Source organism: Streptomyces sp. NBC_01214 (genome assembly GCF_026340975.1).
In the GTDB taxonomy this organism is placed as follows: domain Bacteria; phylum Actinomycetota; class Actinomycetes; order Streptomycetales; family Streptomycetaceae; genus Streptomyces.
In genome coordinates, this window is sequence record NZ_JAPEOS010000002.1 from 160,478 (window position 1) to 186,000 (window position 25,523).

The window sequence follows — 25,523 nt, forward strand, 5'->3', positions numbered from 1 at the left end:
GGCCCCGCCCGGAAAGGATCACCGCCGGACGGGGGCGCGTGGACGGGGTGCGGGGGACGGGGGAGCGAATGACTGATCGGGACGCACGGCTGGCGGGGGCGGTACGGGCGGGGAGGCTCGCGGAGGTCCACGAAGTGCTGTGGGCGGGGGCGGACCCCGAAGCGACGGACGGGAGCGGGCTTCCGGTGCTCTGCGCGGCCGTGGCGGCCGGGAACCCGGAAGTCGTCCACGCCCTGCTACGTGCCGGAGCCGCCCCGGACCCGGCGGACGGGAGCGGGCTGCCGGTGCTGTGCGCGGCCGTCGCGGCGTTCGAACACCGGATCGTCGAGGCCCTGGTGGAGGCCGGCGCCGACCCCGACCGGGTGCTGCCGGACGGTACGACCCCCCTGCTGCGGGCCGTCGAGGGCGGCTCCCCGGCCACGGTCTCGGCGCTCCTGTACGCCAGGGACCTCCAGGAGCCGGAAGTGCGCCTGACCGAGCCGGTGCGCGAGCGGCTGCTCGCCGCGGCCCGCCACTGGTACGCGACGGGCCCGGAGGCGGAACTGCGGCGCCGGACCGGCGCCACGGGCCCGGCGAAGACCTCGACGGTCGACGAACAGTGGTGCGAGGTCGAGCAGATCACGCTCGGCGGGCGGACCGTCCGCGCCGGACACGGCGCCGTCCTGAGCACCCTGGAGTCGGTGTTCGGGGTCCCGGCCCCGCTGACGGAACTGGTGGCCCGCGCCGTCCGCCACCCCGACCCCCGTCACCCGGACTGGGCGGAGTCCCGGTTCCAGCTGGGCAAACGCCTCGACGAGGGAGCCCGGGAGCTGGTGACGGCCTTGCGGAACCACCCGTCGGCCGACCACCGCCGCTTCGCCGCCGACTGGCTGGGGACCTGCCAGTTCTACCCGGAAGCCGCCACCTACCAGCACCACGACGACGACCGCGACCTCCTGGCCTCCTGGGCGGAGACCGAAACGGACGCCGTGGTGCTCGCCGAGGTCCTCTGGGCCCTCACCGAACACGAGGTGGAACACCCCCGGCTGGAAGCCATCGGCCTCAGGCACGCCGACCACCCCGACCCGCGGGTGCGCCGCAGGGTGCCGGAGTGCCTCGCCTGGTACGAATCGCCCCTGACGGTACGGGCCGCCGCCGCGCTGCGCGCCCTGACGCAGGACCCGGACGACGAGGTCCGCTTCGCCGCCGCACGCGCCCTCCTCGCGGAAGGACACGAAGACCGGCACGGGCCCCGGGCCGTCATCCGCGACCTGGTCCGCGATCCGCATAGCCCGGCGCGCGGCGGGGCCGCGGAGGCCCTGGCCGATTCCGACGACCGCACGGCCGACGCCACGGAGCTGCTACAGGCCCTGCTGGACGCCGACGACCGCATCCTGCGCCTGGTCGGCGCCTACGGCCTGGCCCTGCGGGACCACCCGCGCACCCCGGAGGCGTACGCGCGGGTGCAGGAACTCGGCCCGATCTACCTACCTGACCACCGGGCGAACGCCCTCACGGACTGGCGCCTGCGCAACGAGCCGTCCGCCGGGTAGTCGGCTGGCCGACTAGCTGGCGACCGGGCGCTCCGGCGCTCCGGCGACCCGGCGGATCGGGACCGCCGGAGCCGGAGCGACGGGCCGCCCACGCCACCGCCCGGGGCGCGGACCGATCACCGGAGATCACCGAGGCGCTGCTACGGCTCCTCGGCGCCGAGGACCAGGACGTTCGGCTCAGCGCCGCCCACAGGAACGCACCCGGCGGGCGAGACCCGTCCGAGCCGGCCCGGGGCGGGCTCCGGACACCCCCTAGGCTTGTCGCGACTGCTGTCGATGCTCGAAGAGGCGACTGGAACATGAGCGCGTACGGATCCTTCCCCGGTTCGCGGCCCCGCCGGCTGCGCACCACCCCGGCGATGCGGCGGATGGTCGCGGAGAACCGGCTGCACCCCTCGGACCTGATCCTCCCGGCGTTCGTTCGGGAGGGCATCAGCGAGCCCCTGGCGATCTCCGCGATGCCGGGCGTCGTGCAGCACACCCGGGACACGCTGCGGAAGGCCGCCGTCGAGGCGGTCGAGGCCGGGGTCTCCGGGATCATGCTGTTCGGTGTCCCGGCCGACGAGAACAAGGACGCGCTGGGCACGGCGGGCACCGAGCCGGACGGGATCCTCCAGGTCGCGATCCGCGACGTGAAGGCCGAGGTCGGGGACGACCTGGTGATCATGTCGGACCTGTGCCTGGACGAGTACACCGACCACGGTCACTGCGGCGTCCTGGACGAGCACGGACGCGTCGACAACGACGCGACGCTGGAGCGCTACGCCGAGATGGCGCAGGTCCAGGCGGACGCGGGCGTCCACGTGGTCGGGCCGAGCGGGATGATGGACGGACAGGTCGGCGTCATCCGTGACGCGCTGGACGAGACCGGGCACGAGGACGTCTCGATCCTCGCGTACACGGCGAAGTACTCGTCCGCCTTCTACGGTCCCTTCCGAGAGGCCGTCGCTTCCTCGTTGCAGGGCGACCGCAAGACGTACCAGCAGGACCCGGCGAACGCCCGGGAGTCCCTGCGGGAGCTGGCCCTCGACCTGGAGGAGGGCGCGGACATGGTGATGGTCAAGCCGGCCGGCCCCTACCTCGACATCCTGTACCGGGTCGCGCAGGCGGTGGACGTTCCGGTGGCGGCGTACCAGATCAGCGGCGAGTTCGCGATGATCGAGGCGGCCGCGGAGAAGGGCTGGATCGAGCGCGACCGCGCCATCCTGGAGACCCTGCTCGGCATCAAGCGGGCGGGTGCCGACACGATCCTCACCTACTGGGCGACCGAGGTCGCGGGCTGGCTGCGCGAGACCCGCTGACCGACGCCGACGCCGACGCCGGGGCGGTTCCGGCCCCGGCTCCGGCCCTGGCCCCGGCTCCCGTCTTTCCGGCGCGGCCCCGTTCGCGCTCCTCTTCCGTCAGGCGCACTCTGGAGGGATAGGTGACCCCCTGGAGGTGATGCACCATGGCCACGCTCGTCGGGTGGCATGTGGAGCTCGAATTCACTGAGGAGGGCCACCGCACCAGTGCGGCGGCCCTGGTCAGGCTCGGGGACGGCTCCGAGATCAAGGCGCGAGGCTATGCCTTGCGTCACCCCTCCGACCCGGAGCAGTTGAGGGTCGGGGAAGAGATCGCGGGCGCTCGCGCGCTCATGGATCTTGCGTCGCAGATGTTGCAGAAGGCCCACTCGGAGATCGACGAGGCAACGGGCCGTACTTCCTACCCGCTCAACCACTGAGCTGAGCGGCAGGCTCACAGGCCCGCTGAGGGGCTCCGAACAGGGGCCCCTCAGCGGGTCCTGCTGCGGAACAGGACCGTCGCCAGGGCCATGGCCACGGCCGTGATGCCCGCGCACCAGGTCAGGGCCACCCAGGGTGCACTTCCCGCGGGCTGCGCCAGGAGCAGTGCGCGCAGGGATTCGATCACCGGGGTCAGCGGCTGGTGGTCGGCGAAGCCGTGGAGCCAGCCGGGCATGGTCTCGATGGGGACGAAGGCACTGGACGGGTACGGCAGGAACATCATCAGGAAGGTGAAACCGCCCGCCGCCTCAGGGGACTTGGCGAGCAGCCCGAGCGCGGCGGCCAGCCACGAGATCGCCGTGATGTACGTCAACAGCAGGCCGGCCGCGGCGAGGACGGCGGCCGGGCCCGCCTGGGGCCTGAAGCCGATCGCGACGGCGACGGCGAGGACCAGGCTGGTGGAGACCAGGTTGCGCACCACTGAGGCCGCGACGTGCCCGGCGAGGATCGGGACGCTGCCGACATCGAGGGAGCGGAAGCGGTCGATGACGCCGTCTCTCATGTCCTCGCAGACGCTGACGGCGGTGGAGGCCGCCCCGAAGCCCGCGCAGAGCAGCATGGCGCCGGGCACCACGTACGTGACGTACGCCGTGCCGGTGTCGATGGCCCCGCCGAAGAAGTAGACGAAGATCAGCATCAGCATGACGGGCAGCATCAGGGCGGCGATCAGCGCGTCGGGCCGCCGGCTGCTGATGCGGAGGCTGCGGCCGGCCAGGGTGAAGGCGGTCGCGGGTACGGAGGTCATCGGTCGGCTCCCGTCAGGGCGAGGAAGACGTCGTCGAGGGTGGCGCTGCGCAGGGCGAAGCGGTCGATGTCGGTGCGGTCCGGGTCGAGTTCGTCGAGCAGGGTCCGGACGTGGGCGGCGGTTCCGTCGGTGGCCACACCGAGCGTGAGCTCGTCGGGGGCGAGGTGGACGGCGCGCGGGGCCAGCGCCTCGTAGGCGGCCTGGTTGGTGAGCGTGAGGTCCAGCCGGTGGCCCGCGACACGGGATTTGAGTGCGGCGGGGGTGCCCTCGGCGGCGATTCGTCCGTCGGCCAGAACGGCGACGCGGTCGGCGAGCTGGTCCGCCTCCTCCAGGTACTGGGTGGTGAGCAGCACGGTCGTGCCGTCGGCGCGCAGTTCCCGTACGAGCTCCCACAGGTCCTGGCGGCTGCGCGGGTCGAGCCCGGTGGTCGGCTCGTCGAGGAAGATCACCTCCGGCCGGGAGACCAGGCTCGCGGCGAGGTCGAGGCGGCGGCGCATGCCGCCGGAGTAGGTCTTCGCGGTGCGGCCGGCCGCTTCGGTGAGGCCGAACCGGTCGAGGAGTTCGTCGGCGCGGGTGCGGGCGGCGCGCGGGGAGAGCCCGGCCAGGCGGCCCATCATGCGCAGGGTCTCGGTGCCGGTCTGGAGTTCGTCGACGGCGGCGAACTGGCCAGTGAGGGAGATGAGTTCGCGGACCCGGGAGCGTGCGGTGACGGTGTCGTGCCCGGCGATGCGCACGGTGCCGGAGTCGGCGGCGGTGAGGGTGGCGAGGATCCGGACGGTGGTGGTCTTGCCGGCGCCGTTGGGGCCGAGGAGGGCGAGGACGCTGCCGCGCGGGACGGCGAGGTCGATGCCGTCGAGGACGCGGAGGTCGCCGTAGGACTTGGTGAGGTCGGTGGCGTGGATGCCGAGTTCGCCGGAGGCGTGCGTGGTCATGGGGGACGGTGCTCCCTTCCAAGCTTCTGCGTATGCATTACGCTCTTCTGTGTAAGTAATACACAGAACTAGGATGGGGGTCAATCGAGGAGTGGGCGGTCATGGCGGAGGACGAGGACGGCGGGACCGGGCTTCCGGCCAGCCTGGAGATGGCCTGGGGTCTGCGCGACCGCCCGGGCAAGGGGCCGCGCCCCACGCTCACGCTGCCGAAGATCGTGGAGGCGGCCGTGGCGCTGGCCGCGGGTGAGGGCATGGACGCCGTCTCCATGGGCCGGGTGGCCAAGGAGCTGAGCGTCTCGACGATGTCCCTCTACCGGTACGTCGCCGCCAAGGAGGAGCTCTACGTCCTCATGTCGGACGCGGGGGTCGGCACCCCGCCGCCGTTGCCGCCGGAGGCGGAGGGGTGGGGCTGGCGCGAGTTGCTGACGAACTGGGCGTACGCGCAGCGGGCCGTGCTCATGGCCAACTCCTGGATCCTGCGCATCCCGATCACCGCCGCGCCCGTCTCCCCGAACCAGCTGGCCTGGATGGACCGCGGCCTCGCGTCGATGGCCGGCACGGGCCTGAAGGAGAGCGAGAAGCTCTCCACGATCATCCTGATCGGCGGCCTGGTCCGGAACGAGGCCACCATGGCCGCGGACATGATCGACGCCATCGTGAAGTCGGGCGTCGCCCCGGAGCAGGCGCTGGCCCAGTACGTCCGCACGCTGGGCCTGCTGACCGGCCCGGACAGCCACCCGGCCGTGACGCGGCTACTGGACTCGGACGCCTTCAGCGGCTCCGGCGAGCCTGACTACCAGTTCCGCTTCGGCCTGGACCGCATCCTGGACGGCCTCGCGCCGCTGGTCGCCGAGCGGGGAGCCGCTACCGGCTGACCCAGCCCGTCAGCTGCGCCCAGCTCGCGGGGGCGAGGTCCAGGACGGGGCCGTCCTGGACCTTCGAGTCCCGGACGTGGACCGCGTGCGCGCCGTGGGCGACTTCCACGCACTGGTCGCCGTCCCCGCTGCTGTGGCTGGACTTGATCCAGGTCAACGTGTCGATGGGGCTCATAGCTCTCCCAGCAAGTGCATCAACAGGCCTTTGGTCTCCTCGATATTGAGGGCCTGGGTCCGCAGCATGCCATACCTCTGCGCGAGGATGCTGACGTACTCGGGGTCGGAGAACAGCTTGCTGCTGCGCTGGCCTTCGGAGTAGCCGAGGTACTTGTGCTCCGCTGTCTCCAGCACCGTGAAGGAGCCTGAGTGGCTTGCGTAGTGCGTCCTACCGAGCGGAAGGATTTGCAGGGTGACGTGGGGAAGGTCCATGCAGACCAGCAGGTGTCGCAGTTGTTCTGAGTAGACATCGGTGCCGCCGAGCTGGTCACGAAGAGCTGCCTCCCAGAGGATGAAGCTGATGCTGGGTGGCGCCTTGCGCCGCAGGATCTTCGTGCGGGCGAGGCGGTCGGCCGTCAGGCGCTCAATCGTCTCCGTCGGGTACGGCGGAATTCTGCCGCCGAAGAGGGCCCGCATGTAGCCCTCGGTCTGTAGCAGCCCTGGGATCACTGCGCACTCGTACCAGGAGAACGTCACGGCCCGCTGTTCGAGGTCCATGTACTCCTCGGACCAAGGGGGTGCAACATCCCGCTCCGGCATCTCGTTCGCCGCCACCGTCAGCAGCCCCGGCAGGCCCAGATGGAGGTCCATCAGCTCCGCGACATTCGGCATCAGCGCGCGGCGGCCCTGTTCGATGGAGGCGATGGTCTCCTCGTCCAGGCGGACCAGCTCTCCGAGCTGCTTCTGGGTCAGGTTCTTGGCGATGCGGGCGGCGGCCACCATCGCACCGACCATCTTCATGGTCGTCGCGTTCGGCCGTACTCGTTTCCTCGGTGGCATGACAGCGAACTCCCCACCCGCGCAACCGGAATACCCCGTGCCGACCCGTACTCATGAAGGAGTACGGGTCCGCGCTCAGCCACACGCTAGTCACGCAACGCGACGATCGTCCCGTGAATCCAACTATTCAGGCGGCGCTCGTGCGCGAGCGCCTCTACCTGCGCTCACCTCGAACCGTCGCAGCTGCGCGCCAGTTCACACGTGACACCTTGCGGGCGTGGGTGGTGACCGAACGTCACGACGAGATGTTGCTCTGCGTGAGCGAGCTGGCCACCAACGCCCTGCGGTACGGCGTCCCGCCCGGCCGCGGTTACCTGCTGCGGCTGTTCGGCTTCGAGGACGCGACCGTCCGCATCGAGGTGCACGACGGCGGGCCCGGAATGACGCGGATCCGCGAACGGCCGCACGGTCAGGGCCTCACCCTCGTCGCCGCGCTCGCCGACGAATGGGGGGTGCTGGCGCGGACCCCCGGAAAGGTCGTCTGGTGCGAGTTCCGTCGGACGCTCGTGACGCTTTCCCGGAATGGGATTTCCTGAAATTCATAGGTGGAAATGAACTCCACCCTCAAGAGATTCGTTTCTCCGTGAATGATAGTGCATGGGGTGATTTGAAATGCCGATACGGTGGCGTGGCGCGTCCGAATTCCTCGTATTCGGTGAGTAGTGTTCCCTTGTTCGGATCGCGGCCCCCATGTGCAGGCTCGTCCACTCCAGAAAGAAGGCTGTCATGGCCACCCTCCCCAGCAACGTGAACACGTTCCAGGACAACTGGCGCTTCTGTAACCACTGTTACTCCTTGTGGTGGAACGGTCGCCCCGACAACGGAGCCTGCCCCTCGGGCAACTCCCCGGACGGGCAGCACCATGGTCAGGGGAGCTGGAATTTCTACCTGCCGGCCAACTCCAACGAGACCATCTGATCCGACCGGGTCAGGGCGTGCGGAATTCTCGCGGTCGCGGCCGCGGTCGCGTTTCGGTCGGAGAATGCTGCGCGTGCCGTCATTGGGCGAATGCCCCCCGACTGCCGAAATCAGTCGGGGGGCATTCGCGTCCGGGACGCTTCCGTCTGCCGCGGATGACGTGGCAGACGGAAGGCGGAAGGCGGAAGGCGGAAGGCGGAGGTGCACAGGGGAACGTGCCCCGTGCACCCGGTCGACGTCAGCCGGGCTGTTCCGTGACCGTCGAGGTGATCACCGAGAAGGTGCCGCCCTGGGGGTCCGCGAGGATGGCCATCCGGCCCGCCACCATGTCGAAGGCCGGGGCCATGACGCTGCCGCCGGCCCGTACGACGGCGGCCTGGATCTCGTCGACGCTGTCCACGTGGAAGTACGGCATCCAGTGCGGCGGCACCCCGGCCGGCAGCTTGGCGAGGTCCATCATTCCGCCGACCGCGCGGTCGCCGACCTTGAACTCGGTGTAGTCCCCGGCGCCCGGCATCTCGGACCGGGTCGTCGTGACGGGCAGGACGGCGGTGTAGAAGGCGGCTGCGGCAGGGACGTCGGCGGTGTTCAGCTCGTTCCAGATGAGGGCGCCGTGCTCGTTGACGATGCCTGCGCCGTCGAAGGTGCCGGCCTGCCACAGGCCGACGACCGCGCCGGTGGGGTCGGCGATCACGGCCATCCGGCCGAGGTCCATGACGTCCATCGGGCCCATCATGACCGTGCCGTGGGCGTCGGTGACCGACTTGAGGGTGGAGTCGAGGGAGTCGGTGGCCAGGTACGTGGTCCACGCGGTCGGCGGCATCGGGTCCGGGACGGTGCCGTCCGGGTTCATCGCCTTCATGATGCCGGCGACGGGCTGCCCCTTGAGGGTGCAGACGGAGTAGCCGCCCTGCTCGGCCGGGCCGACCTCGCCCTGCCACCCGAACACGTCGCAGTAGAAGTCGAGGGCGGCCTGCTGGTCGGGGACCATCAGGTCGATCCAGCACGGAGTGCCGGGCTTGTAGGGGCCGTTCATGTCAGGCACGGAGGCCTCCGGTGGTGCGTGGGGGGAAGGACGGGCCGTCCCCTACCCGGCCCGTACGGCCCAAATCGGGCTGAACGGGTGATACCCGGCGGCCGTGGCGGGCCGGCGTCCCGGGGAAGTGGTCTCACCGCACGAACGTTCTCCACGAACTGCGTCACACAGCGATGGTGTCGGCGGAACGCAAGAGTGCCGCGATGTGCGGGCCGCGGGGCACTGTGGACCGCGCGGGTTCCACGCGGTCGCCGCGGTAGGGATCACGGGCAGTTCGCAACTCGGGGAGGGCTTACCGGAGCGCCTCGCGGGGCCCGTCGGCGAGGGCGAGCCGGTACTTCTCGACGTCCTGCGTGCAGTCCACGGCCCAGGGCGGCCCGGTGAACTCCTCGCTCACTCGCCGGGCTCCAGTTCGCGCAGCTCGTGGCGGATGCGCGAGGCCTCGTCGAGGAGTGCGCGAGCCGCTTCGGCGTTCGTGGCTTCGGCTGCCCGGGCTTCGAGGTCGTTCACGCGATGGTCGAGCTCAGAGTCACGCGCGAGGGCGTACTCGCTCCACCAGCGGGCCATGAACGCGGGAACAGGCCCGATGTCGTACGCGTCGGCGATCTGCTGTCGCCAGGCGGCATCGAAGTCCAGCAGGAGTGTCGGGGTGCGGGCGGCGATGGCGGCACGTAGGGCCTTCGGCGTGTACTCAGGCATCGGCGGCACCGATTCGCCGTGTGCAGGCGTCGCGGTGGGCATTTCCGGTTCCTCCGCGGATCGGACGCCGGCCGCCCCTAGCCGTCGGGCTCGGGCTCGGGCCCGGTCCGGGGAGCGCGACGGCTTCCGGCGCGTTGGGGCCGTCGGCGGAGCGTCGGTGCCGAGGCGGGGCGCTCGCCAGGTGGTAGCGGCCCGCCCGCGTCGGCTCGTCCCGCGCGGGCGGCCCCGCCACCCGTGCGGGTGGCGGGGCCGGGCCGGCAGCCGAGTGGGTCAGGGGGTGGTGCGGCGGCGGCGGCGACCGGTGCCGGCGACCAGGGCGGCGCCCATGGCGAGGGCCACGCCCGCGCCGCCGAGGGCCCAGCTGGTGGCCGGGTCGGCGCCGGTGGCGGCGAGCGGGGCGCTGGCGTTGACGGCGGTGCCGGTGTTGCTCCCGCTGTTGGGGAGGGTGCTGATCGGCGCGGCCCCGGTGCCGCCGTTCGGCACCGGCACGTTGCCGCCGGGGGTGCCGCTGCCGGGTGTTTCGCTGCCTTGGGTGCCATTTCCGGGCGTGCCGCTTCCGGGTGTGCCGCTGCCGGGGGTTCCTCCGCCCGGGGTTTCTCCGCGCGGTGTGCCGCTACCGGGGGTGCCACCTCCGGGACTCTCGCCTCCCGGTGTTTCTCCGCCGGGTGTGCCGCTACCGGGTGTGCCGCTACCGGGTGTGCCGCTGCCGGGTGTGCCGCTGCCGGGGGTTCCTCCGCCCGGGGTTTCCCCGCCGGGTGTCCCGCCTCCGGGGGTCCCTCCTCCCGGGGTTTCTCCGCCGGGTGTCCCCCCACCCGGGGTCCCCCCGCCCGGGGCGGGGGTTGGTTCCAGGAGGGTGGTCAGGCGGCGGGGTGAGCGGGAGTCGGCCCACGGCGGGGGTGTTTCCGCGTCGACCTGGGACGTGCCCCAGGCGAAGAAGGAGACCGATCCGGTCGGGGCGTCGGCGGAGAAGCGGACGCGGACCGGGACGTCGAAGGCCGCGCCCGCGCCGATCGGGCCGCGCACGAGGCCGCCCGCGAAGAAGTAGCCGTCCTCGTCCGTGACGATCTCGACGGACTGCCAGGCCGCCGGCTGTCCCTCCGCGCCGGGCCGCAGGACCTCGACCGTGATCTGCGAGACCTGCATCGAGATGAAGTCGGGCCGGGCCAGAACCAGTCCCAGGTCGAAGGCTGCCAGCTCGGCCCTTCCCGCGTTGTCCACCCGGACGGAGAGTTCCGTCCAATCGCCGCCCGCGCGCACCGATTCCGGGACCCCGCTCACCGTGAGGGCGGGACCTCCGACCCGTACGGGGTCCTCGTCGCCGCCGGGCGCGCCCGTGATCCTCGTTGCGTACAAGGACGTGGGGGAGCTGCCGGTGGCGGTCCCGACCCGGCCCCTGCCGTCCGCCGTCAGGTCGAACGGTACGACGGGGGTGTCCGCGGCGAAGCTGATCCGGACGTCGATGGTCCGGATCTGGCCGGCGGGGACCGCGGCGGCGCTGCCGAGGGCGTAGCCCAGCGTGGGGGCCGTGCTCTGGACCGGCACGGCGGCCGTCCACGGCCCGCCCGCGGTGCGGTACTCGACGTTGATGTGGGCCGGCCCGAACTGTCCGGCGGCCTGCGAGACGCCCAGCACCGGGGTGTACTCGTCGACGGCGAGATGGCCCGAGTTGTCGACGGTCACGGTGAGCGGGGTCCAGCTGCCGTCGGCCTTGAATCCGGCCGCCGGGATGCCCTGGACCGTGACCTCGGGCCCCATCAGGATCCGGTCGGACCCGCTGTCCTCACCGTCCGCAAGGGCCTCGGGCTGGGCGGCCTGCGCCGGTGTTCGGGCCCCCGCCTCGGGGGCGGTCGGGACGGCGGGTGCGTCGGGCGCCGCCGGTGCGGCCACGGCCTGCACGGCGGGCTGCTGCGCGCCGGAGTCCTCCGCCCGTGCCTTCTGCTCGGGCTTCTGCTCCGGCTTCTGCTCCGCCTTCTTCTCGGCCGTTTCCTGCGCCGGCTCCTGGCTCTTCTCCTTCGCCGGTGCCTGCGTCCCGTCCGACGGCCCGGTGGTGTCCACGGGTACCGCGTCCGGCACGGTCACCGCCGGATGCTCCTCGGCCATCGCAGGTGCGGCCATCAGGAATGTCTGGCCGGCCACCGCGGCTGCTGCCACGACGGCCATGCGCTTGAACTGCATGCTCTTTACCTCCCCGGGCTCCGGACATGTGCGGAGCCGCCCCAAACCCCTTGGGAGGCGCCAAGGTTAGTGAGGCGGGAGGAGCTTGCAGAGGGCTACAGGATTGCGAAATGTGTACGGTCCGCCGACACGGGTCGTATCACCCGTACGGCCCGAATCGGGCCGTACGGGTGAACGCGGGCTGCGCCTCGCCCTCAGGCGGTGGTGCGGCGGCGGCGACCGGTGCCCGCGACCAGGGCGGCGCCCATGGCGAGGGCCACGCCCGCGCCGCCGAGGGCCCAGGTGGTGGCCGGGTCGCTGCCGGTGGCGGCCAGCTCGCCACCGGTGGTGGCGGTGGTGCCGGTGTTGCCCGAGTTACCGGTATCGCCGGTGTTGCTCGTGGTGTCGGTGATCGGCTTGGCGCCGCCGTTCGGCTTCGGCTGGTTGCCGTTCCCGCCCGTGTCCGGGGTGGCGGCGACGATGTTCGTCAGGCGGGCCTTGGAACGGGACTCCGCCCACGGCTCCGGGGTGTCCGGGTCGATGTTCGACGAGCCCCAGGAGAAGATGCTGACGGCGCCGAGCGGCGCGTCGGCGGCGAAGCGGATCCGGACCTGGACGTCGAAGCTCTTGCCGGCCGCGACCGGGCCGCCCGCGAGTTCGATGCCGAAGAAGACGCTCTCCTCCTCGGACCAGACCTCGGCCTCGTGCCAGCCGGCCTTGCCGTTCTTGTCCTTGCTCAGGACCTCGACCTTGATCTGGGAGGGCTTCATCGTCACCCAGTCGGGACGGGCCATGACCAGCCCGACGTTGAACCCCTTCAGGGCCTGCTTCCCGGCGTTGTCCACGTGGACGGACAGGTTCGTCCAGTCACCGCCCGCCTTGATGCTCTCCGGTACGCCGTTCACCGTCAGCGCGGGGCCTTCGACGAACGGGTCCTCGGGTCCGCCGACCGCACCGGCGATCCGGGTGGTGTACCAGGTGGAGGGCGAGTGGTTGACGTGGTTCCCGACGCGGCTCTTGCCGTCCGAGGCCAGGTCGAAGGGCACCACCGGGCTGTTCGCGGCGAAGGAGATCCGCACGTCGACCGTGTAGGAGGCGTCCTTGGTGACGGACGGGGCCGTCCCGAACGTGTACTGGAGGCCGGGGCCGAGCTCCTCGCCCTGCACGAGCTTGGCGGCCTGCCAGGTTCCGCCGGCGGCCTTCCACTCGACCTTGATCTGCGAGGGCTTGAACTTGCCGTCCTCCTCGTAGATGGTCACGCTCGGCGTGTAGTTCGGGACGGCGATGTGGCCCGAGTTGTCGACCGTCACCTTCAGCGGGGTCCAGCCGCCGTCGGCCTTGAAACCGTCCTTCGGGATGCCGGCGACCGTGACCTCGGGACCCATGAGGATCCCGTCGGACTCGGCGCCCTGCGTGTCCTCGTCGCTCTTGGCGTCCTTCGCCGCCTTCTCGGTGACGGGCGCCGGCTTCGGCGCCGGCGCCTTCGCGTCCGGGGCGACCGGCGCGGGAACGACCGGCGCGGGAACGGCCGGCGCCGGGGCCTGGACGTCCGGTACGGCCGGGGTCGGCTCACCCGCGCCGGCGGCGTCGTCCTTCGGCGCCACGTCCGGGACGATGACGGCCGGCTGGTCGGCGGCCATCGCGGGCGTCGCCGTCAGGATGGTCGGGCCGGCCACGGCCACCGCGGCCACGGCGGCCATGCGCTTGAAGCTCTTCACGGGTGTCCCCCCACTAGGTTTTGAACACGATCAGATTAGTGGGGTTGGCTGGATTGTGTATGGCGCGGAGATCACGAAATGCGTACGGCCCCGGCAGCAGCTGCCGGGGCCGTACGCATTTGGCGCGGGTTGTGCGGGTTGCGCGGGCGGAGCGACGTCAGAGCTTCTCGGGCGTCCGGATACCGAGGAGGGACATGCCCTTCGTCAGCGTGCGGGCCGTCAGCTCGCACAGGAACAGCCGGTTCTCGCCCACCACCAGCTCCGGCTCCGGCTTCACGACCGGGCACTGGTCGTAGAACGTCGTGAACAGCGACGACAGCTGGTAGAGGTACGCCGCCACCTTGTGCGGGGCGTGGTCCGCGGCCGCCTCCGCGATCAGCTCGCCGAAGTGGTCCAGGTGCAGGCCCAGCGCACGCTCGGCCGGGGCCAGCTCCAGCTCCGGGTGCGCGACCGGCTTGCGGTCACCGGCCCGGCGCAGGATCGACTTGATCCGCGCGTACGCGTACTGCAGGTACACCGAGGTGTCGCCGTTCAGCGAGACCATCTGGTCCAGGTCGAACTTGTAGTCGCGCGAGGCCGACGTCGACAGGTCGGCGTACTTCACCGCACCGATACCGACGTACTGGCCGTTCTCGACGATCTCCGCCTCGGACAGGCCCACCTTCTCGGCCTTCTCGCGCACGACGGCGGTCGCCCGCTCCACGGCCTCGTCCAGCAGGTCCACCAGCCGGACCGTCTCGCCCTCACGGGTCTTGAACGGCTTGCCGTCCTTGCCGAGCACCGTGCCGAAGGCCAGCTGCACGGCCTTGACCTCGTCGTTCAGCCAGCCCGCCCGGCGCGCCGTCTCGAAGACCATCTTGAAGTGCAGCGACTGCCGCGCGTCCACCACGTAGATCAGCTCGGTCGCGCCGAGGTTGCCGACCCGGTCGCGGATCGCGGAGAGGTCGGTCGCCGCGTAGCCGAAGCCGCCGTCGGACTTCTGCACGATCAGCGGGGTCGGGTTGCCGTCCGGGCCCTTGACGTCGTCGAAGAACACGCAGAGCGCGCCGTTGGAGCGGACGGCGACGCCCGACTCCTCCAGCAGCTTGCAGGTCTCCACGAGCATGTCGTTGTAGCCGGACTCACCGACCACGTCGGGGTCCTGGATGTCCATGTCCAGCTTGTTGAAGACGGAGTAGAAGTAGATCTTCGACTCGTCGACGAACCGCTGCCACAACTCCAACGTCTCCGGCTCACCCGCCTGGAGGTCCACCACCCGGGCCCGCGCCCGCGTCTTGAACTCCTCGTCGGAGTCGAACAGCCCGCGCGAGGCCTTGTAGAGCCGGTTCAGGTTGGACATGGCCTCCTCGCCGGACACCTCCTCGTCCGACTTGTGGTCCAGCTCGTGCGGGTGCTCCAGCAGGTACTGGATGAGCATGCCGAACTGGGTGCCCCAGTCGCCGATGTGGTGGCGACGGACCACCTTCTCGCCCGTGAACTCCAGGATCTCCACCATCGCCGCGCCGATCACCGCGGAGCGCAGGTGCCCGACGTGCATCTCCTTGGCCACGTTCGGCTGCGCGTAGTCGATCACCGTGGTGCCCGGGTTCGCCGCGAACGGCACGCCCAGACGGTCGTCGCCGGCCCGCGCGGCCAGGGTCTCGATGATCGACCGGTCGGTGATGGTGATGTTGAGGAAACCGGGGCCGGAGACCTCGATCTCCTGGATCAGATCACCGGTCGGGATGCCCTCCACCACGGTCGCCGCCAGCTCGCGCGGGTTGGCCTTCGCCTTCTTCGCGAGCGCCAGGATGCCGTTGGCCTGGAAGTCGGCCCGGTCGCTTCGTCGCAGCAGCGGGTCCGCGCCACCGGCCTCCGGCAGGGCGGAGGCAAGGGCGTCCGCGACGCGCTGATTGACGGAAGAAGCGAGGGAAGGGACCGAGGCCATGAGCTGCCGTTCCTGTGAGGTCGTGCCGGTGAGTGCACTTGGTTGTTCCGACAAGAGCCGAGTATCCCACGCGGGGGCAAACCGTTTCCCGGTGAAAAAGCAACCTCGGAGCGACCCCTTCCGTCTGGGAGAATGGCTGAAGCCAGCATTCGAGATAGAAGGACGTGTCGTGGCTCAGAGCAGCACCGAGACCGACTGGGTCTCCCGTTTCGCGGACGAGGTCATCGCCGAGGCGGAGCGCCGAGCACCCGGCAAACCTGTCGTCGTCGCGTCCGGACTCTCCCCCTCCGGCCCCATCCACCTGGGCAACCTCCGCGAGGTCATGACCCCGCACCTGGTCGCGGACGAGATCCGCCGCCGGGGCATCGAGGTCCGCCACCTCATCTCCTGGGACGACTACGACCGGTACCGGAAGGTGCCCGCGGGCGTGCCCGGCATCGACGAGTCGTGGGCCCAGCACATCGGGCGCCCGCTGACCTCCGTGCCCGCCCCGGCCGGGTCCGCGCACCCGAACTGGGCCGAGCACTTCAAGGCCGCCTTCGTCGAGGCCATGGCCGAGATGGGCGTCGAATACGACCCGATCAGCCAGACCGAGCAGTACACGAACGGCGTCTACCGCGAGCAGGTGCTGTTCGCGATGAAGCACCGCGGCGACATCGACGCCGTCCTCGACCAGTACCGCACCAAGCAGAAGCCGGGCGGCAAGAAGCCCCAGCAGAAGCAGGTCGACGAGGCCGAGCTGGAAGCCGCCGAGGGCTCCGGCGCCGCCGCCGAGGACGACGGCAGCAGCGGCGAGGGCGGCTACTTCCCGTACAAGCCGTACTGCGGCCAGTGCGGCAAGGACTTCACCAAGGTCACCTCGTACGACGACGAGACCACCGAGATGACCTACGTCTGCACCGAGGACGAGTTCACCGAGACGGTCAAGCTCAGCGAGTTCAACCGCGGCAAGCTGGTCTGGAAGGTCGACTGGCCGATGCGCTGGGCCTACGAAGGCGTGATCTTCGAGCCCTCCGGCGTCGACCACTCCTCGCCCGGCTCGTCCTTCCAGGTCGGCGGCCAGATCGTGCACATCTTCGGCGGCGAACAGCCGATCGGACCGATGTACGCGTTCGTCGGCATCAGCGGCATGGCCAAGATGTCCTCCAGCAAGGGCGGCGTCCCGACCCCGGCCGACGCGCTGAAGATCATGGAGCCGCAGCTGCTGCGCTGGCTCTACGCCCGCCGCCGCCCCAACCAGTCCTTCAAGATCGCCTTCGACCAGGAGATCCAGCGGCTCTACGACGAGTGGGACAAGCTGGAGGCCAAGGTCGCCGACGGCTCCGTGCTGCCCGCCGACGCCGCCGCCCACACCCGCGCCGTGCGCACCGCCGCCACTGAGCTGCCGCGGACCCCCCGCCCGCTCCCGTACCGGACGCTCGCCTCCGTCGCCGACATCACCGCCGGCCACGACGAGCAGACCCTGCGCATCCTGACCGACCTCGACCCGACGCAGCCCCTCACCTCCCTCGACGAGGTACGGCCGCGCCTGGACCGCGCCGAGAACTGGATCACCACCCAGGTCCCGGCCGACCAGCGCACCCTCGTACGCGAAGACGCCGACACCGAACTCCTGTCGTCCCTCGACGACGAGGGCCGCGAATCGCTGCGCCTGCTCCTGGAGGGCCTGGACTCGCACTGGTCCCTCGACGGGCTGACCACCCTCGTCTACGGCGTCCCGAAGGTCATGGCCGGCCTCGAACCCGACGCCAAGCCCACGCCCGAGCTCAAGGTCGCGCAGCGCACGTTCTTCGCACTGCTCTACCGACTCCTCGTGACCCGGGAGACCGGACCGCGACTGCCCACGCTGCTCCTGGCGGTGGGCGCCGACCGCGTGCGCAAGCTGCTCGCCGTCTGAGCCGACCCACCCGGCACGCGAAAGGGCCCGCACCCCTCGGGGTGCGGGCCCTTTCCGCCGTCCGCGGCCGTCAGGTCAGGCGATGTGCTCGGCCTCACGGTCCTTGTGATAGCGCTGCTTGAACGCCGGGATCATCCGGCGCAACAGCGAACCGCTGCGCGGGTGGGTCACGCCGTAACCGTCCGACAGGTGTATGTCGAGGGCCTCCGCCGACGGGTAGTCCTGCTTCTCGTCGACCAACGCGCAGAACACCTTGTACGCCGCCTCGGCGAACTCGGCCTCGTCAGGGGTCTCAGGACCCTCGGCCGGAGCCTCCTGCTGGCGCGGAGCCGGGATGGGGAGGTCCTGCTGCGCGGACGCGGACTGCTCCTCGTCCGGGCCCATCGGGGGCAGGACCGGGGTCGGCTCCAGGCCCTCCACGTACTGGGGGTTGTAGCCGCCCTCGTACGCCGCCTGCGGTGCCAGCGGCGCGGCGAACCACGCGCTGTTGTGCGCCGCGGGCATGGCCGTCGGATCCACCGCGAAGGGCGGCGGGGCGTGCTGGGCAGCACCGGGAACACCCGGAACACCCGGAACACCCGGAGCGCCGGGCGCACCAGCCGGGTTCTGCACCTGCTGCACCTGCTGGGCGGCCTGCTGGCCCTGCTGTACGAGCTCGGGCGCCGCCGCCAGCGCCGGGGCCTGCTGGACCTGCTCGACCTGCTGAACCTGCTGGACCTGCTGCTCCACCGGCGGCAGCACCGCCGGCTCGATGCCCGTCGCCGCCAGCGCCTCCGGAGTCGTCTGCGCCAGCGGCACACCGATCTTGGCCAGCTTCAGCGGCATCAACGCCTCCACCGGAGCCTTGCGCCGCCACGAACGCCCGTACCGCGCCTGCAACCGGGCCTGGTAGATCAACCGGTCCTGCTCCATGCCGACCGCCTGCTCGTAGGAACGCAGCTCCCACAGCTTCATCCGGCGCCACAGCTTGAACGTCGGTACCGGCGACAGCAGCCACCGCGTGATGCGCACGCCCTCCATGTGCCGGTCCGCGGTGATGTCCGCGATCCGGCCCACGGCGTGCCGGGCGGCCTCCACCGTCACCACGAACAGCATCGGGATCACGGCGTGCATCCCGACGCCCAACGGGTCCGGCCACGAGGCCGCACCGTTGAACGCGATCGTCGCCGCTGTCAGCAGCCACGCCGTCTGGCGCAGCAGGGGGAAGGGGATCCGGAGCCACGTCAGCAGCAGGTCCAGCGCGAGCAGCACGCAGATGCCCGCGTCGATGCCTATCGGGAACACCAGCGAGAAGCTGCCGAACCCCTTCTGCAGGGCGAGGGCACGCACCGCGGAGTACGAGCCCGCGAACCCGATCCCCGCGATGATCACGGCACCCGCGACCACCACGCCTATGAGTATCCGGTGCGTACGAGTCAGTTGCATCGCGGCCACCCGCGATCCCCTCCCCTTGTCGAGCACGTACCGAGCGCAGAGTGCTGGTGCTCAGTACTGGGTACTTACCGCGCCTTTACCAAGCTGCGGCAGGCACAGCGTACGGGTGACTGGATGTCAGTGCCCCAGGAGGCCCCGCCCCGCGCCCGTCCCTACTGCGGCTGCGGGGACTGCGACTGCTCCGCCGGCGCCTTGTTCGCCGCACCCACCGAGGTCACGGCCTCCTTGGCGGCCGTGATCGCGTCCTGGAGCAGCTTCGCGTGGTCCGGCGCGGCGGCCCCCTCCAGCCCCGCACCGTTGTAGTCGAGCGTGACCACCACGTTCTGGGTGCGCGCCACGACCGTCGTGTTGTAGTGGTCGTTGCCGTCCTTCTTCACCTTGTAGATGACCGACGTCCCCTGGTCACCGACCTCGGCCACCGCCTCCGCCTTCGGGTCCTGCGCACCCTCGGTGGTCTTCGCGGCCTCCACCTCCTTGTTGTACTGCTCCTCGGCACGCTTGCTGGCGTCGCCGAGGGTGGCCTGGGAGTCGTAGCGGAAGTAGGAGAGCGAGAGCCAGCGGTACTGCGAGCCCTTCAGGCCGTCCTCGTCCAGACCGTTCCAGGAGCAGCTGGTGCGGGTGGCCACGTCGTTCGACTTGGGCGCCGTCCCGTTCTTGTCCTTCGCCTCCGGGACGAGCGTGTCTATCGTCGGCGTCTGGAGCGCCTTGCACGGATCCGGGAGCGCGGCGAAGGCCGGCTTCTCCAGGGTCTTGGAGGACTTCGGGTTCGGCTTGGCGGACGAGGACGAACCGGACTTCTTCTCGCCGTTCGAGCTCGTGTCCTTGCCCGAGTCGGACGAACACCCGGCGACGGTGAGGATCACCGGGACGGCTGCGCAGGCGAGAACGCGGGTGAGGCGCGAGGCTGATCGGTGCATGGTTCCTTCAGTACGTTTGTCGGTTGTTCTTCGGACGCGGGACCCGGGCAACGGTAGCCCGACCGGGTACCCGCCTGCTGTGCGCGCCATCACGCGAGACCGCGGCGCGCACCGCTCATTCGTTGAAGCGCTCGGCCAGGGCCTGCGCCAACTGCCGCGCCTTGTCCTGGGTTTCGGTGCTCGGCGGGACCGTGCCGGGCAGTGCCGGCTGCACGCTGTACTCGATGGTGACGATGACGTTCGAGGTGCGGAACACAATGCGGACGGTGCGGGACTGCGCGGCGCTGGCCCCGGCGGGACTGAGCTTGTCCTCCAGGAAGGCCTCGCTGCCGGGGCCTTCCAGGACGCGCGATCCGAGCTCGACCGGCGCCGACGGGCTCGCGGCGGGGGACGCCGGTGCTCCGGAGGCGGGCGTCCCGGGGGCGGGCGCGCTCGGGGTCGGGGCCGCCGGGTTGGGGACGGCGGGGGTGGGGGCCGCCGGGGTGGGGCTCGCGGTCGGGCCGGGGAAGGGCAGTTTCGCGTCGGTGAGCCGGCGTACGTAGACCTGCTTGGCCTTGTCGTCGTCGCTGGTGGTGGTCCGGTCGTACGAGACCACGCGCTCGAAGCCGACCGACAGCAGCCGCGTCTCCTCGGGGCTCTGCCCGGTCCAGCGGCAGCCGACGTGCCGGTCGCCGTCGTACGAGGCGTCCGCGACACCGGCGTACATCTGGTCGCGCTGCTCGGGGGTGAGGCTGTCCCCGGCCGGGAGCATGCCCTTGAGCTTCTTGCTGTCGGTGGCGGCCCTGCAGGGCGCGGGCAGACTGCGGTACTTCCCCGGTTGGGCGGGCGCGGCGGCGTTGCCGCCGGCCTTCGAGTCGTTGGTGCTTCCGCCGCTGCTCCCGCTGGTGCACCCGGTCAGACCGGCCGCCCCGGCCGCGAGCGCGGTGAGCATCGCGATGCCCGGCAGGACTCGCCCCCGTACCGCCTTGCGCTGCACGTCCACTGGCTCCCTTCGACCGGCGGGCCCCCCGACGGTCAGGAAAATGCGTTGCCGCGACTTGGGCGCGGCTGGACACAATGTCTATCGCACACGCTGGTGCTGGCGCCGGTCCCCTGTCGTATTTGGGATCAAGAGCGAGGCTTTTGCGCATTCTGACTTTTCTGTAGTTTTCAGGGGATTGATTCCGTATGTCGTATGTAGAGGTACCCGGGGCGAAGATCCCGATCCGGATGTGGACCGACCCGGCGTCGGTCGAGGACGGCGCGATGCAGCAGCTGCACAACGTCGCCACCCTCCCCTGGATCAAGGGTCTGGCCGTCATGCCGGACGTCCACTACGGCAAGGGGGCCACCGTCGGCTCGGTGATCGCCATGAAGGACGCGGTCTGCCCGGCGGCGGTGGGCGTGGACATCGGCTGCGGAATGTCGGCGGTGAAGACGTCCCTCACGGCGAACGACCTGCCGGGGGACCTGTCGGGGCTCCGGTCGAAGATCGAGCGGGCGATTCCGGTGGGGGCGGGGATGCACAAGGAGGCCGTGGACCCGTCGCGGCTGTACGGGTTCTCGGTGGAGGGGTACGAGGGCCTCTGGAGCCGGTTCGACTACCTCGCCGATTCGGTCAAATTCCGTCACGAACGCGCCATAAAGCAGATCGGAACGCTCGGATCCGGCAACCACTTCATCGAGTTCTGTCTCGATCAGTCAGATTCGGTCTGGTTGATGCTGCACTCCGGTTCCCGCGGCATCGGCAACCAGCTCGCGGCGCACCACATCGAGGTCGCCCGGGGGCTCGATCACAACCAGAACCTGGTCGACCGGGACCTGGCGGTCTTCCTCGCGGCCACGCCCGAGATGGCGGCGTACCGCAACGACCTCTTCTGGGCGCAGGAGTATGCGAAGTACAACCGCGCCGCGATGATGAGCCTGTTCAAGGAGGTCATCCGCAAGGAGTTCCGGAAGGCGAAGGTGTCCTTCGACCGGGAGATCAGCTGCCACCACAACTACGTGGCGGAGGAGCGGTACGACGGCATGGACCTGCTGGTCACGCGTAAGGGCGCGATCCGCGCCGGCAGCGGTGACTACGGGATCATCCCGGGTTCCATGGGGACGGGCTCGTACATCGTGAAGGGGCTCGGCAACGAGAAGTCCTTCAATTCGGCCTCGCACGGCGCGGGCCGGAAGATGAGCCGGACGGCTGCGAAGAAGCGGTTCTCGGCGCGGGACCTGGCGGAGCAGACCAAGGGCGTGGAGTGCCGCAAGGACTCGGGCGTCGTGGACGAGATCCCGGGCGCGTACAAGTCGATCGAGCAGGTCATCGACCAGCAGACCGACCTCGTGCGGGTCGTGGCCAAGCTCAAGCAGGTCATCTGCGTCAAGGGTTGAGCCGACGGTTTGCGGAACAGCAGAAGGCCCGGAACCCTGTGGGGTTCCGGGCCTTCTGCTGTCGGGCGTGTCAGCGCACGGGCCACGGGCCGCAGCCCGTACGGAGGCGTGTGAGGCGCTGCCTGCAGGCGGATTCGCTGCGGCCCAGTTCGACGGCCGCGGCAACGGCGTCACCGAGGTCGAGCAGCTTGAGGTCCTCTGCCACAGTCCAGCGGCGGCGTGGGGTCATCCTGGGCATGTCCGCAGGCCGGGTCCAGGCGCTCAGAGAGCTTGCCGAGGCCTTCTTGCGCTCCAGGGCGAGGCAGCCGTCGTAGTACAGGTGTGAGGCCAGCTCAACGGCTGTTTCGTTGGTGTAGAGGATGTTGTAGACGCCATCTCGTGCATTGCGCTTGATGGTGCGCTCCGCTCCGGTGATCTTCTTGGCGTAGTGGCAGAGGTACGCGCCGATCGCCGTGCTGGCGGTCGTGAGCGAGACGAAGGTTGCTGCGGCCGCCCTACGGGGCGGTGAACGATGACGTGCGGCTCGCGGCCAAGGCGTGCGGGGTGAAGGCGTTGATCACCTGGACGCACGATTTCACCACCTGGGGTGGGACCCCGCCCGCGCCGCCGCCGCGGGCCGGGGACATCGTGCTGCTGCACTTCACGCCGACGCTGGCGGTGGCCCTCATGCCGCACCTGAGGGCGGCGGGAGTGCTCTAGAGCTCGCGGTGGACCTTGGTGTTCGAGGCCTGGGCGCGGGGGCGGACCACCAGGAGGTCGATGTTGACGTGGCTGGGGCGGGTCACGGCCCAGGTGATGGTGTCGGCCACGTCGTCGGCGGACAGGGGCTCCGCGACGCCCGCGTAGACCTTCTCGGCCTTCTCCGCGTCGCCGCGGAACCGGGTCTTCGCGAACTCTTCGGTCTTGACCATGCCCGGGGCGATCTCGATGACGCGTACGGGCTGTCCGACGATCTCCAGGCGCAGGGTTTCGGCGAGGACGCGGGCGCCGTTCTTGGCGGCGACGTAGCCGGCCCCGCCCTCGTACGTGGAGTGGCCGGCGGTGGAGGAGAGGACGACGACCGTGCCGTCGCCGGAGGCGGTGAGGGCGGGGAGCAGGGCCTGGGTGACGTTGAGCGTGCCGATGACGTTGACCTCGTACATCGTGCGCCAGTCGGCGGGGTCGCCGGTGGCGACGGGCTCGGCTCCGATGGCGCCGCCGGCGTTGTTGACGAGTACGTCGACGGAGGGGAAGCGGTCGAGGGAGGCTGCGAAGGCGTCGACGGCGGTGCGGTCGGTGACGTCGAGGGCGTGCGCGGTGGCCTGGTGGCCGGCCTCGGTGAGCTCGGCGGCGAGGGCCTCGATGCGGTCCTTGCGGCGGGCGGTGAGGACGACGTGGTAGCCGGCTGCGGCGAGCTGCCGGGCGGTGGCCGCGCCGATGCCGCTGCTCGCGCCGGTGACTACGGCGGTTCGGGTGGCGGCCGTGCTCATGTGCGGGCTCCTCGGTCGTTCGTGGGTCGTTCGTACGGGCGATTACCCGCCAGCATAGGCGCGGCCCAGTGGCTGCGCGGGGCGTGCACGATCAGGGCCGTGCCGGTGGGACGGGTCAGAGAGGGCGGCGGAGCGGGTCGGGAGGGTGTTCGCCGCGGCTCGCAGGTGCGCACGGCAGATGGGGGTGGGCGCGCCCTCGTTCGTGTGATGGTCCGACTGGTCGGGGTCGCCGGTGGCTAGCCTCCGCGCGAGGAGGTGGTGTCGGTGCGCCGTGGTGCCGTACGAAGTGTGGTGGTGGCGGGTTTGCTGGCGCTCGGCGCGGGTGTCCCCGGGTCGGCCCAGGCATCGGCCCAGGCGCCGGGTCAGGCACCGGGTCAGGCGCCGGTGTCGGCGTGGGACGGGCCGGCGGAGGCCGATGTGGCCTACCACGGTCGGGTGGCCCTGTCGGGGGCGCGGCTTCGGATCTGGCTGGTGCCGGAGAACGACGGGCCCGCCGCGCTGCCAAACGCGACGGTGCGGGTGCGGCTGTCGGCGGAGCTCGCGGACCGGCAGGAGCTGGCGGAGGGCTGCGCGCGGGCCGGTCTGCGCGAGGTGGTGTGCGAGACGGGACCGCTGCCGCTGCACGGGCGGGGGCGCCACGTCGGGCTGCTGCTGGAGTTGCGGGATCGGGTGCCGGAGGTGGCGGTGCGGGTCGACACGTGGTGGAACGGCGGTGCGACGGACCGGAACCACACCAACAACGAGCACGTGGTGCTGGCGCTGGACACGGGCGACGCCTACGCGTTCTAGGCGTGCCCGCACGGTCCGTCCGCCCGCCCGCCGGGCGGTTCAGGCCGTGCCGAACTCCACGAGGGCCTCGTCGACGATCCGTTCCAGGCGGGCGTGGTGGGCGCCGCGCCAGTAGACGCGCTCGCACTCGGCGCACTGCGCGAACACGTCGTAGGAGCGGTGCGTGCCGTGTTCGAGGCGGTCGCCGACGCTCTCCTTGTCGGCTTCGTGGAGCGGGCCGTTGCAGGCGGTGCAGCGGGTCCACGGTGCGAGGGCTGGCGCGAACCGGCCCAGTACGTCGCGCAGTTGCTCGTCGGGGTTGTCGCTGTAGACGTACGCGCCGGCGAACAGCTCGCGGCGGCGCAGCAGTCCGCGGTCGCGGGAGAGCAGCACGCGCCGTTCGGCTGCGGAGCGGGTGGCGAGGGCGGGGTCGCCGATGTCCTCGTTCTCGTAGGCGGCGTCGACGCCGAGCAGGCGCAGGCGGCGGGCGAGGGTGCCGAGGTGGACGTCGAGGAGGAAGCGGAGCGGGGCGCCGGGGACGTGTTGGGGGCGCTCGACGCCGTACACCTCGACGTTCTGGCCGTCCTGGGGCACGTAGGAGACGGGTACCTCGTGGCCGTCGACGAGGAGGCGGCCGACCTCGGTGAGCGGGACGCCGGCCGATTCGACGACGTGGCCGAGGCTGGAGGCGCCGTCGGTCGCGGTCGGTACGCGTTCGGCGCGCCGGCTGGGCGGGGCGAAGAGGCGCAGTTCGGGGGCGAGGGTGAGCTGAATGCCGGGTCCGTTCACCTGCTCAGCATGCCATTTCTGCGCCAGTGGCCGCGGCCGAATTATGACGTCGCGGTGGTCTGGTCGTAGGTGTTGCGGTGGGTGTTGACCTCGTCGAAGTGGTTCTCGGCCCAGAGCTTCACGGAGGACAGGAGGCAGCCGAGGCTGCTGCCGAGGTCGGTGAGGCGGTAGTCGACGCGGGCGGGGACGGTGGGGGTGACGGTGCGGGTGACGAGGCCGTCGCGTTCGAGGGAGCGGAGGGTCTGGGTGAGCATCTTCTGGCTGACGCCGGGGATCTTGCGGCCGAGGTCGCTGTAGCGCATGGAGCGGTCCTCGGCCTGGCCGAGGGCGCTGACGATGAGGCCGACCCACTTGTCGCTGATGCGGGCCAGGAGCTGGCTGGTGGGGCACTCCTTGAGGAAGGCGTCGTAGGCGGAACGGGCTTCCTCGCGGCGGGCCGCGGCGGTGCTGGTGGCCATGGGTGCCCCACTTCCGGGTCGGGTACGCACCTTCAAGTGCGTACTTACGAAAAGAGAGTACCTCTCCCTAGGTTAGTGCTCATCGAGAACGCGAGAACACGCGAACGAGTGAGCGAA

The 25,523-nt window shown here is 70.8% G+C and carries 25 protein-coding genes; 10 read left to right on the forward strand and 15 right to left on the reverse strand.

What is annotated here, in order from left to right; all coding sequences use genetic code 11:
* The first annotated feature begins 68 nt into the window (after positions 1 to 68).
* From OG594_RS25440 to OG594_RS25450, 3 genes are all read left to right on the forward strand, one after another.
* Positions 69 to 1,532, forward strand: a complete 1,464-nt coding sequence (locus OG594_RS25440; RefSeq protein WP_266603529.1) for an ankyrin repeat domain-containing protein — start codon at positions 69 to 71, stop codon at positions 1,530 to 1,532.
* A 299-nt stretch (positions 1,533 to 1,831) separates the two neighbouring features.
* Positions 1,832 to 2,833, forward strand: coding sequence for a porphobilinogen synthase (hemB, locus tag OG594_RS25445; RefSeq protein ID WP_266603530.1), 1,002 nt, complete (start codon positions 1,832 to 1,834; stop codon positions 2,831 to 2,833).
* A gap of 146 nt (positions 2,834 to 2,979) precedes the next feature.
* On the forward strand, positions 2,980 to 3,252 hold the full coding sequence (locus OG594_RS25450) for a DUF1876 domain-containing protein (RefSeq protein WP_030009655.1): 273 nt from the start codon (positions 2,980 to 2,982) through the stop codon (positions 3,250 to 3,252).
* Between the two features lie 50 nt (positions 3,253 to 3,302).
* Here OG594_RS25450 and OG594_RS25455 read toward each other — a convergent pair whose 3' ends face one another.
* Together OG594_RS25455 and OG594_RS25460 are read right to left on the reverse strand one after the other, a co-directional pair.
* Positions 3,303 to 4,058: an ABC transporter permease gene (locus tag OG594_RS25455; protein ID WP_266603533.1), complete on the reverse strand. Its 756-nt coding sequence runs from the start codon at positions 4,056 to 4,058 to the stop codon at positions 3,303 to 3,305.
* The gene (locus tag OG594_RS25460; RefSeq protein ID WP_266603535.1) at positions 4,055 to 4,990 is read right to left on the reverse strand and encodes an ATP-binding cassette domain-containing protein; all 936 of its coding nucleotides are present in this window, start codon (positions 4,988 to 4,990) and stop codon (positions 4,055 to 4,057) included. The genes OG594_RS25455 and OG594_RS25460 overlap by 4 nt, the downstream gene beginning before the upstream one ends.
* 101 nt (positions 4,991 to 5,091) lie before the next feature.
* Between OG594_RS25460 and OG594_RS25465 the strand changes: the two genes are divergently transcribed.
* Complete coding sequence (locus OG594_RS25465) at positions 5,092 to 5,865, forward strand: TetR/AcrR family transcriptional regulator (RefSeq protein WP_266603537.1); 774 nt, start codon at positions 5,092 to 5,094, stop codon at positions 5,863 to 5,865.
* Here OG594_RS25465 and OG594_RS25470 read toward each other — a convergent pair.
* Complete coding sequence (locus tag OG594_RS25470) at positions 5,855 to 6,040, reverse strand: DUF397 domain-containing protein (RefSeq protein ID WP_266603539.1); 186 nt, start codon at positions 6,038 to 6,040, stop codon at positions 5,855 to 5,857. The two genes, OG594_RS25465 and OG594_RS25470, sit on opposite strands and share 11 nt — an antisense overlap.
* On the reverse strand, positions 6,037 to 6,822 hold the full coding sequence (locus OG594_RS25475) for a helix-turn-helix transcriptional regulator (protein ID WP_266603541.1): 786 nt from the start codon (positions 6,820 to 6,822) through the stop codon (positions 6,037 to 6,039). The genes OG594_RS25470 and OG594_RS25475 overlap by 4 nt, the downstream gene beginning before the upstream one ends.
* 152 nt (positions 6,823 to 6,974) lie before the next feature.
* Between OG594_RS25475 and OG594_RS25480 the strand changes: the two genes are divergently transcribed.
* Together OG594_RS25480 and OG594_RS25485 are read left to right on the forward strand one after the other, a co-directional pair.
* Positions 6,975 to 7,397, forward strand: coding sequence for an ATP-binding protein (locus OG594_RS25480; RefSeq protein WP_266603543.1), 423 nt, complete (start codon positions 6,975 to 6,977; stop codon positions 7,395 to 7,397).
* Positions 7,398 to 7,608: 211 nt separating this feature from the next.
* Positions 7,609 to 7,779: a hypothetical protein gene (locus OG594_RS25485; RefSeq protein WP_266603544.1), complete on the forward strand. Its 171-nt coding sequence runs from the start codon at positions 7,609 to 7,611 to the stop codon at positions 7,777 to 7,779.
* Between the two features lie 238 nt (positions 7,780 to 8,017).
* Here OG594_RS25485 and OG594_RS25490 read toward each other — a convergent pair whose 3' ends face one another.
* From OG594_RS25490 to argS, 5 genes are all read right to left on the reverse strand, one after another.
* Entirely contained in the window at positions 8,018 to 8,815 is a 798-nt protein-coding gene (locus tag OG594_RS25490) for a VOC family protein (RefSeq protein ID WP_266606577.1), read from the reverse strand.
* A gap of 393 nt (positions 8,816 to 9,208) precedes the next feature.
* On the reverse strand, positions 9,209 to 9,514 hold the full coding sequence (locus OG594_RS25495) for a hypothetical protein (protein ID WP_266603545.1): 306 nt from the start codon (positions 9,512 to 9,514) through the stop codon (positions 9,209 to 9,211).
* A 270-nt stretch (positions 9,515 to 9,784) separates the two neighbouring features.
* Entirely contained in the window at positions 9,785 to 11,689 is a 1,905-nt protein-coding gene (locus OG594_RS25500) for a hypothetical protein (protein WP_266603547.1), read from the reverse strand.
* 194 nt (positions 11,690 to 11,883) lie between these two features.
* Complete coding sequence (locus OG594_RS25505) at positions 11,884 to 13,386, reverse strand: hypothetical protein (protein WP_266603549.1); 1,503 nt, start codon at positions 13,384 to 13,386, stop codon at positions 11,884 to 11,886.
* 157 nt (positions 13,387 to 13,543) lie between these two features.
* Positions 13,544 to 15,313 (reverse strand): arginine--tRNA ligase, encoded by a 1,770-nt coding sequence (gene argS / locus OG594_RS25510; protein WP_266603551.1) that lies wholly within the window; start codon positions 15,311 to 15,313, stop codon positions 13,544 to 13,546.
* 169 nt (positions 15,314 to 15,482) lie between these two features.
* Here argS and lysS point away from each other — a divergent pair, with 169 nt between their 5' ends.
* The gene (gene lysS, locus OG594_RS25515; RefSeq protein WP_266603553.1) at positions 15,483 to 17,210 is read left to right on the forward strand and encodes a lysine--tRNA ligase; all 1,728 of its coding nucleotides are present in this window, start codon (positions 15,483 to 15,485) and stop codon (positions 17,208 to 17,210) included.
* Positions 17,211 to 17,285: 75 nt separating this feature from the next.
* Here lysS and OG594_RS25520 read toward each other — a convergent pair whose 3' ends face one another.
* The 3 genes from OG594_RS25520 to OG594_RS25530 form a co-directional block, all read right to left on the reverse strand.
* Positions 17,286 to 18,635: a DUF2637 domain-containing protein gene (locus OG594_RS25520; protein WP_266603555.1), complete on the reverse strand. Its 1,350-nt coding sequence runs from the start codon at positions 18,633 to 18,635 to the stop codon at positions 17,286 to 17,288.
* Between the two features lie 161 nt (positions 18,636 to 18,796).
* Positions 18,797 to 19,561 (reverse strand): DUF3558 family protein, encoded by a 765-nt coding sequence (locus OG594_RS25525; protein ID WP_266603557.1) that lies wholly within the window; start codon positions 19,559 to 19,561, stop codon positions 18,797 to 18,799.
* A gap of 115 nt (positions 19,562 to 19,676) precedes the next feature.
* Entirely contained in the window at positions 19,677 to 20,537 is an 861-nt protein-coding gene (locus OG594_RS25530) for a DUF3558 domain-containing protein (protein ID WP_266603559.1), read from the reverse strand.
* Between the two features lie 191 nt (positions 20,538 to 20,728).
* Between OG594_RS25530 and OG594_RS25535 the strand changes: the two genes are divergently transcribed.
* The gene (locus OG594_RS25535) at positions 20,729 to 21,922 is read left to right on the forward strand and encodes an RtcB family protein (protein ID WP_266603561.1); all 1,194 of its coding nucleotides are present in this window, start codon (positions 20,729 to 20,731) and stop codon (positions 21,920 to 21,922) included.
* A gap of 504 nt (positions 21,923 to 22,426) precedes the next feature.
* On the forward strand, positions 22,427 to 22,621 hold the full coding sequence (locus OG594_RS25540; protein ID WP_266603563.1) for a hypothetical protein: 195 nt from the start codon (positions 22,427 to 22,429) through the stop codon (positions 22,619 to 22,621).
* Here OG594_RS25540 and OG594_RS25545 read toward each other — a convergent pair.
* A complete protein-coding gene (locus OG594_RS25545) occupies positions 22,618 to 23,391 on the reverse strand; it encodes an SDR family NAD(P)-dependent oxidoreductase (protein ID WP_266603565.1) in 774 nt (257 codons plus the stop codon). The two genes, OG594_RS25540 and OG594_RS25545, sit on opposite strands and share 4 nt — an antisense overlap.
* Before the next feature lie 294 nt (positions 23,392 to 23,685).
* Here OG594_RS25545 and OG594_RS25550 point away from each other — a divergent pair, with 294 nt between their 5' ends.
* Positions 23,686 to 24,180: a hypothetical protein gene (locus OG594_RS25550; RefSeq protein WP_266603567.1), complete on the forward strand. Its 495-nt coding sequence runs from the start codon at positions 23,686 to 23,688 to the stop codon at positions 24,178 to 24,180.
* Between the two features lie 39 nt (positions 24,181 to 24,219).
* Here OG594_RS25550 and OG594_RS25555 read toward each other — a convergent pair whose 3' ends face one another.
* Together OG594_RS25555 and OG594_RS25560 are read right to left on the reverse strand one after the other, a co-directional pair.
* The gene (locus OG594_RS25555) at positions 24,220 to 24,948 is read right to left on the reverse strand and encodes a Mut7-C RNAse domain-containing protein (protein ID WP_266603569.1); all 729 of its coding nucleotides are present in this window, start codon (positions 24,946 to 24,948) and stop codon (positions 24,220 to 24,222) included.
* Between the two features lie 41 nt (positions 24,949 to 24,989).
* Positions 24,990 to 25,406: a helix-turn-helix domain-containing protein gene (locus OG594_RS25560; protein ID WP_266603571.1), complete on the reverse strand. Its 417-nt coding sequence runs from the start codon at positions 25,404 to 25,406 to the stop codon at positions 24,990 to 24,992.
* Positions 25,407 to 25,523 lie beyond the last annotated feature (117 nt).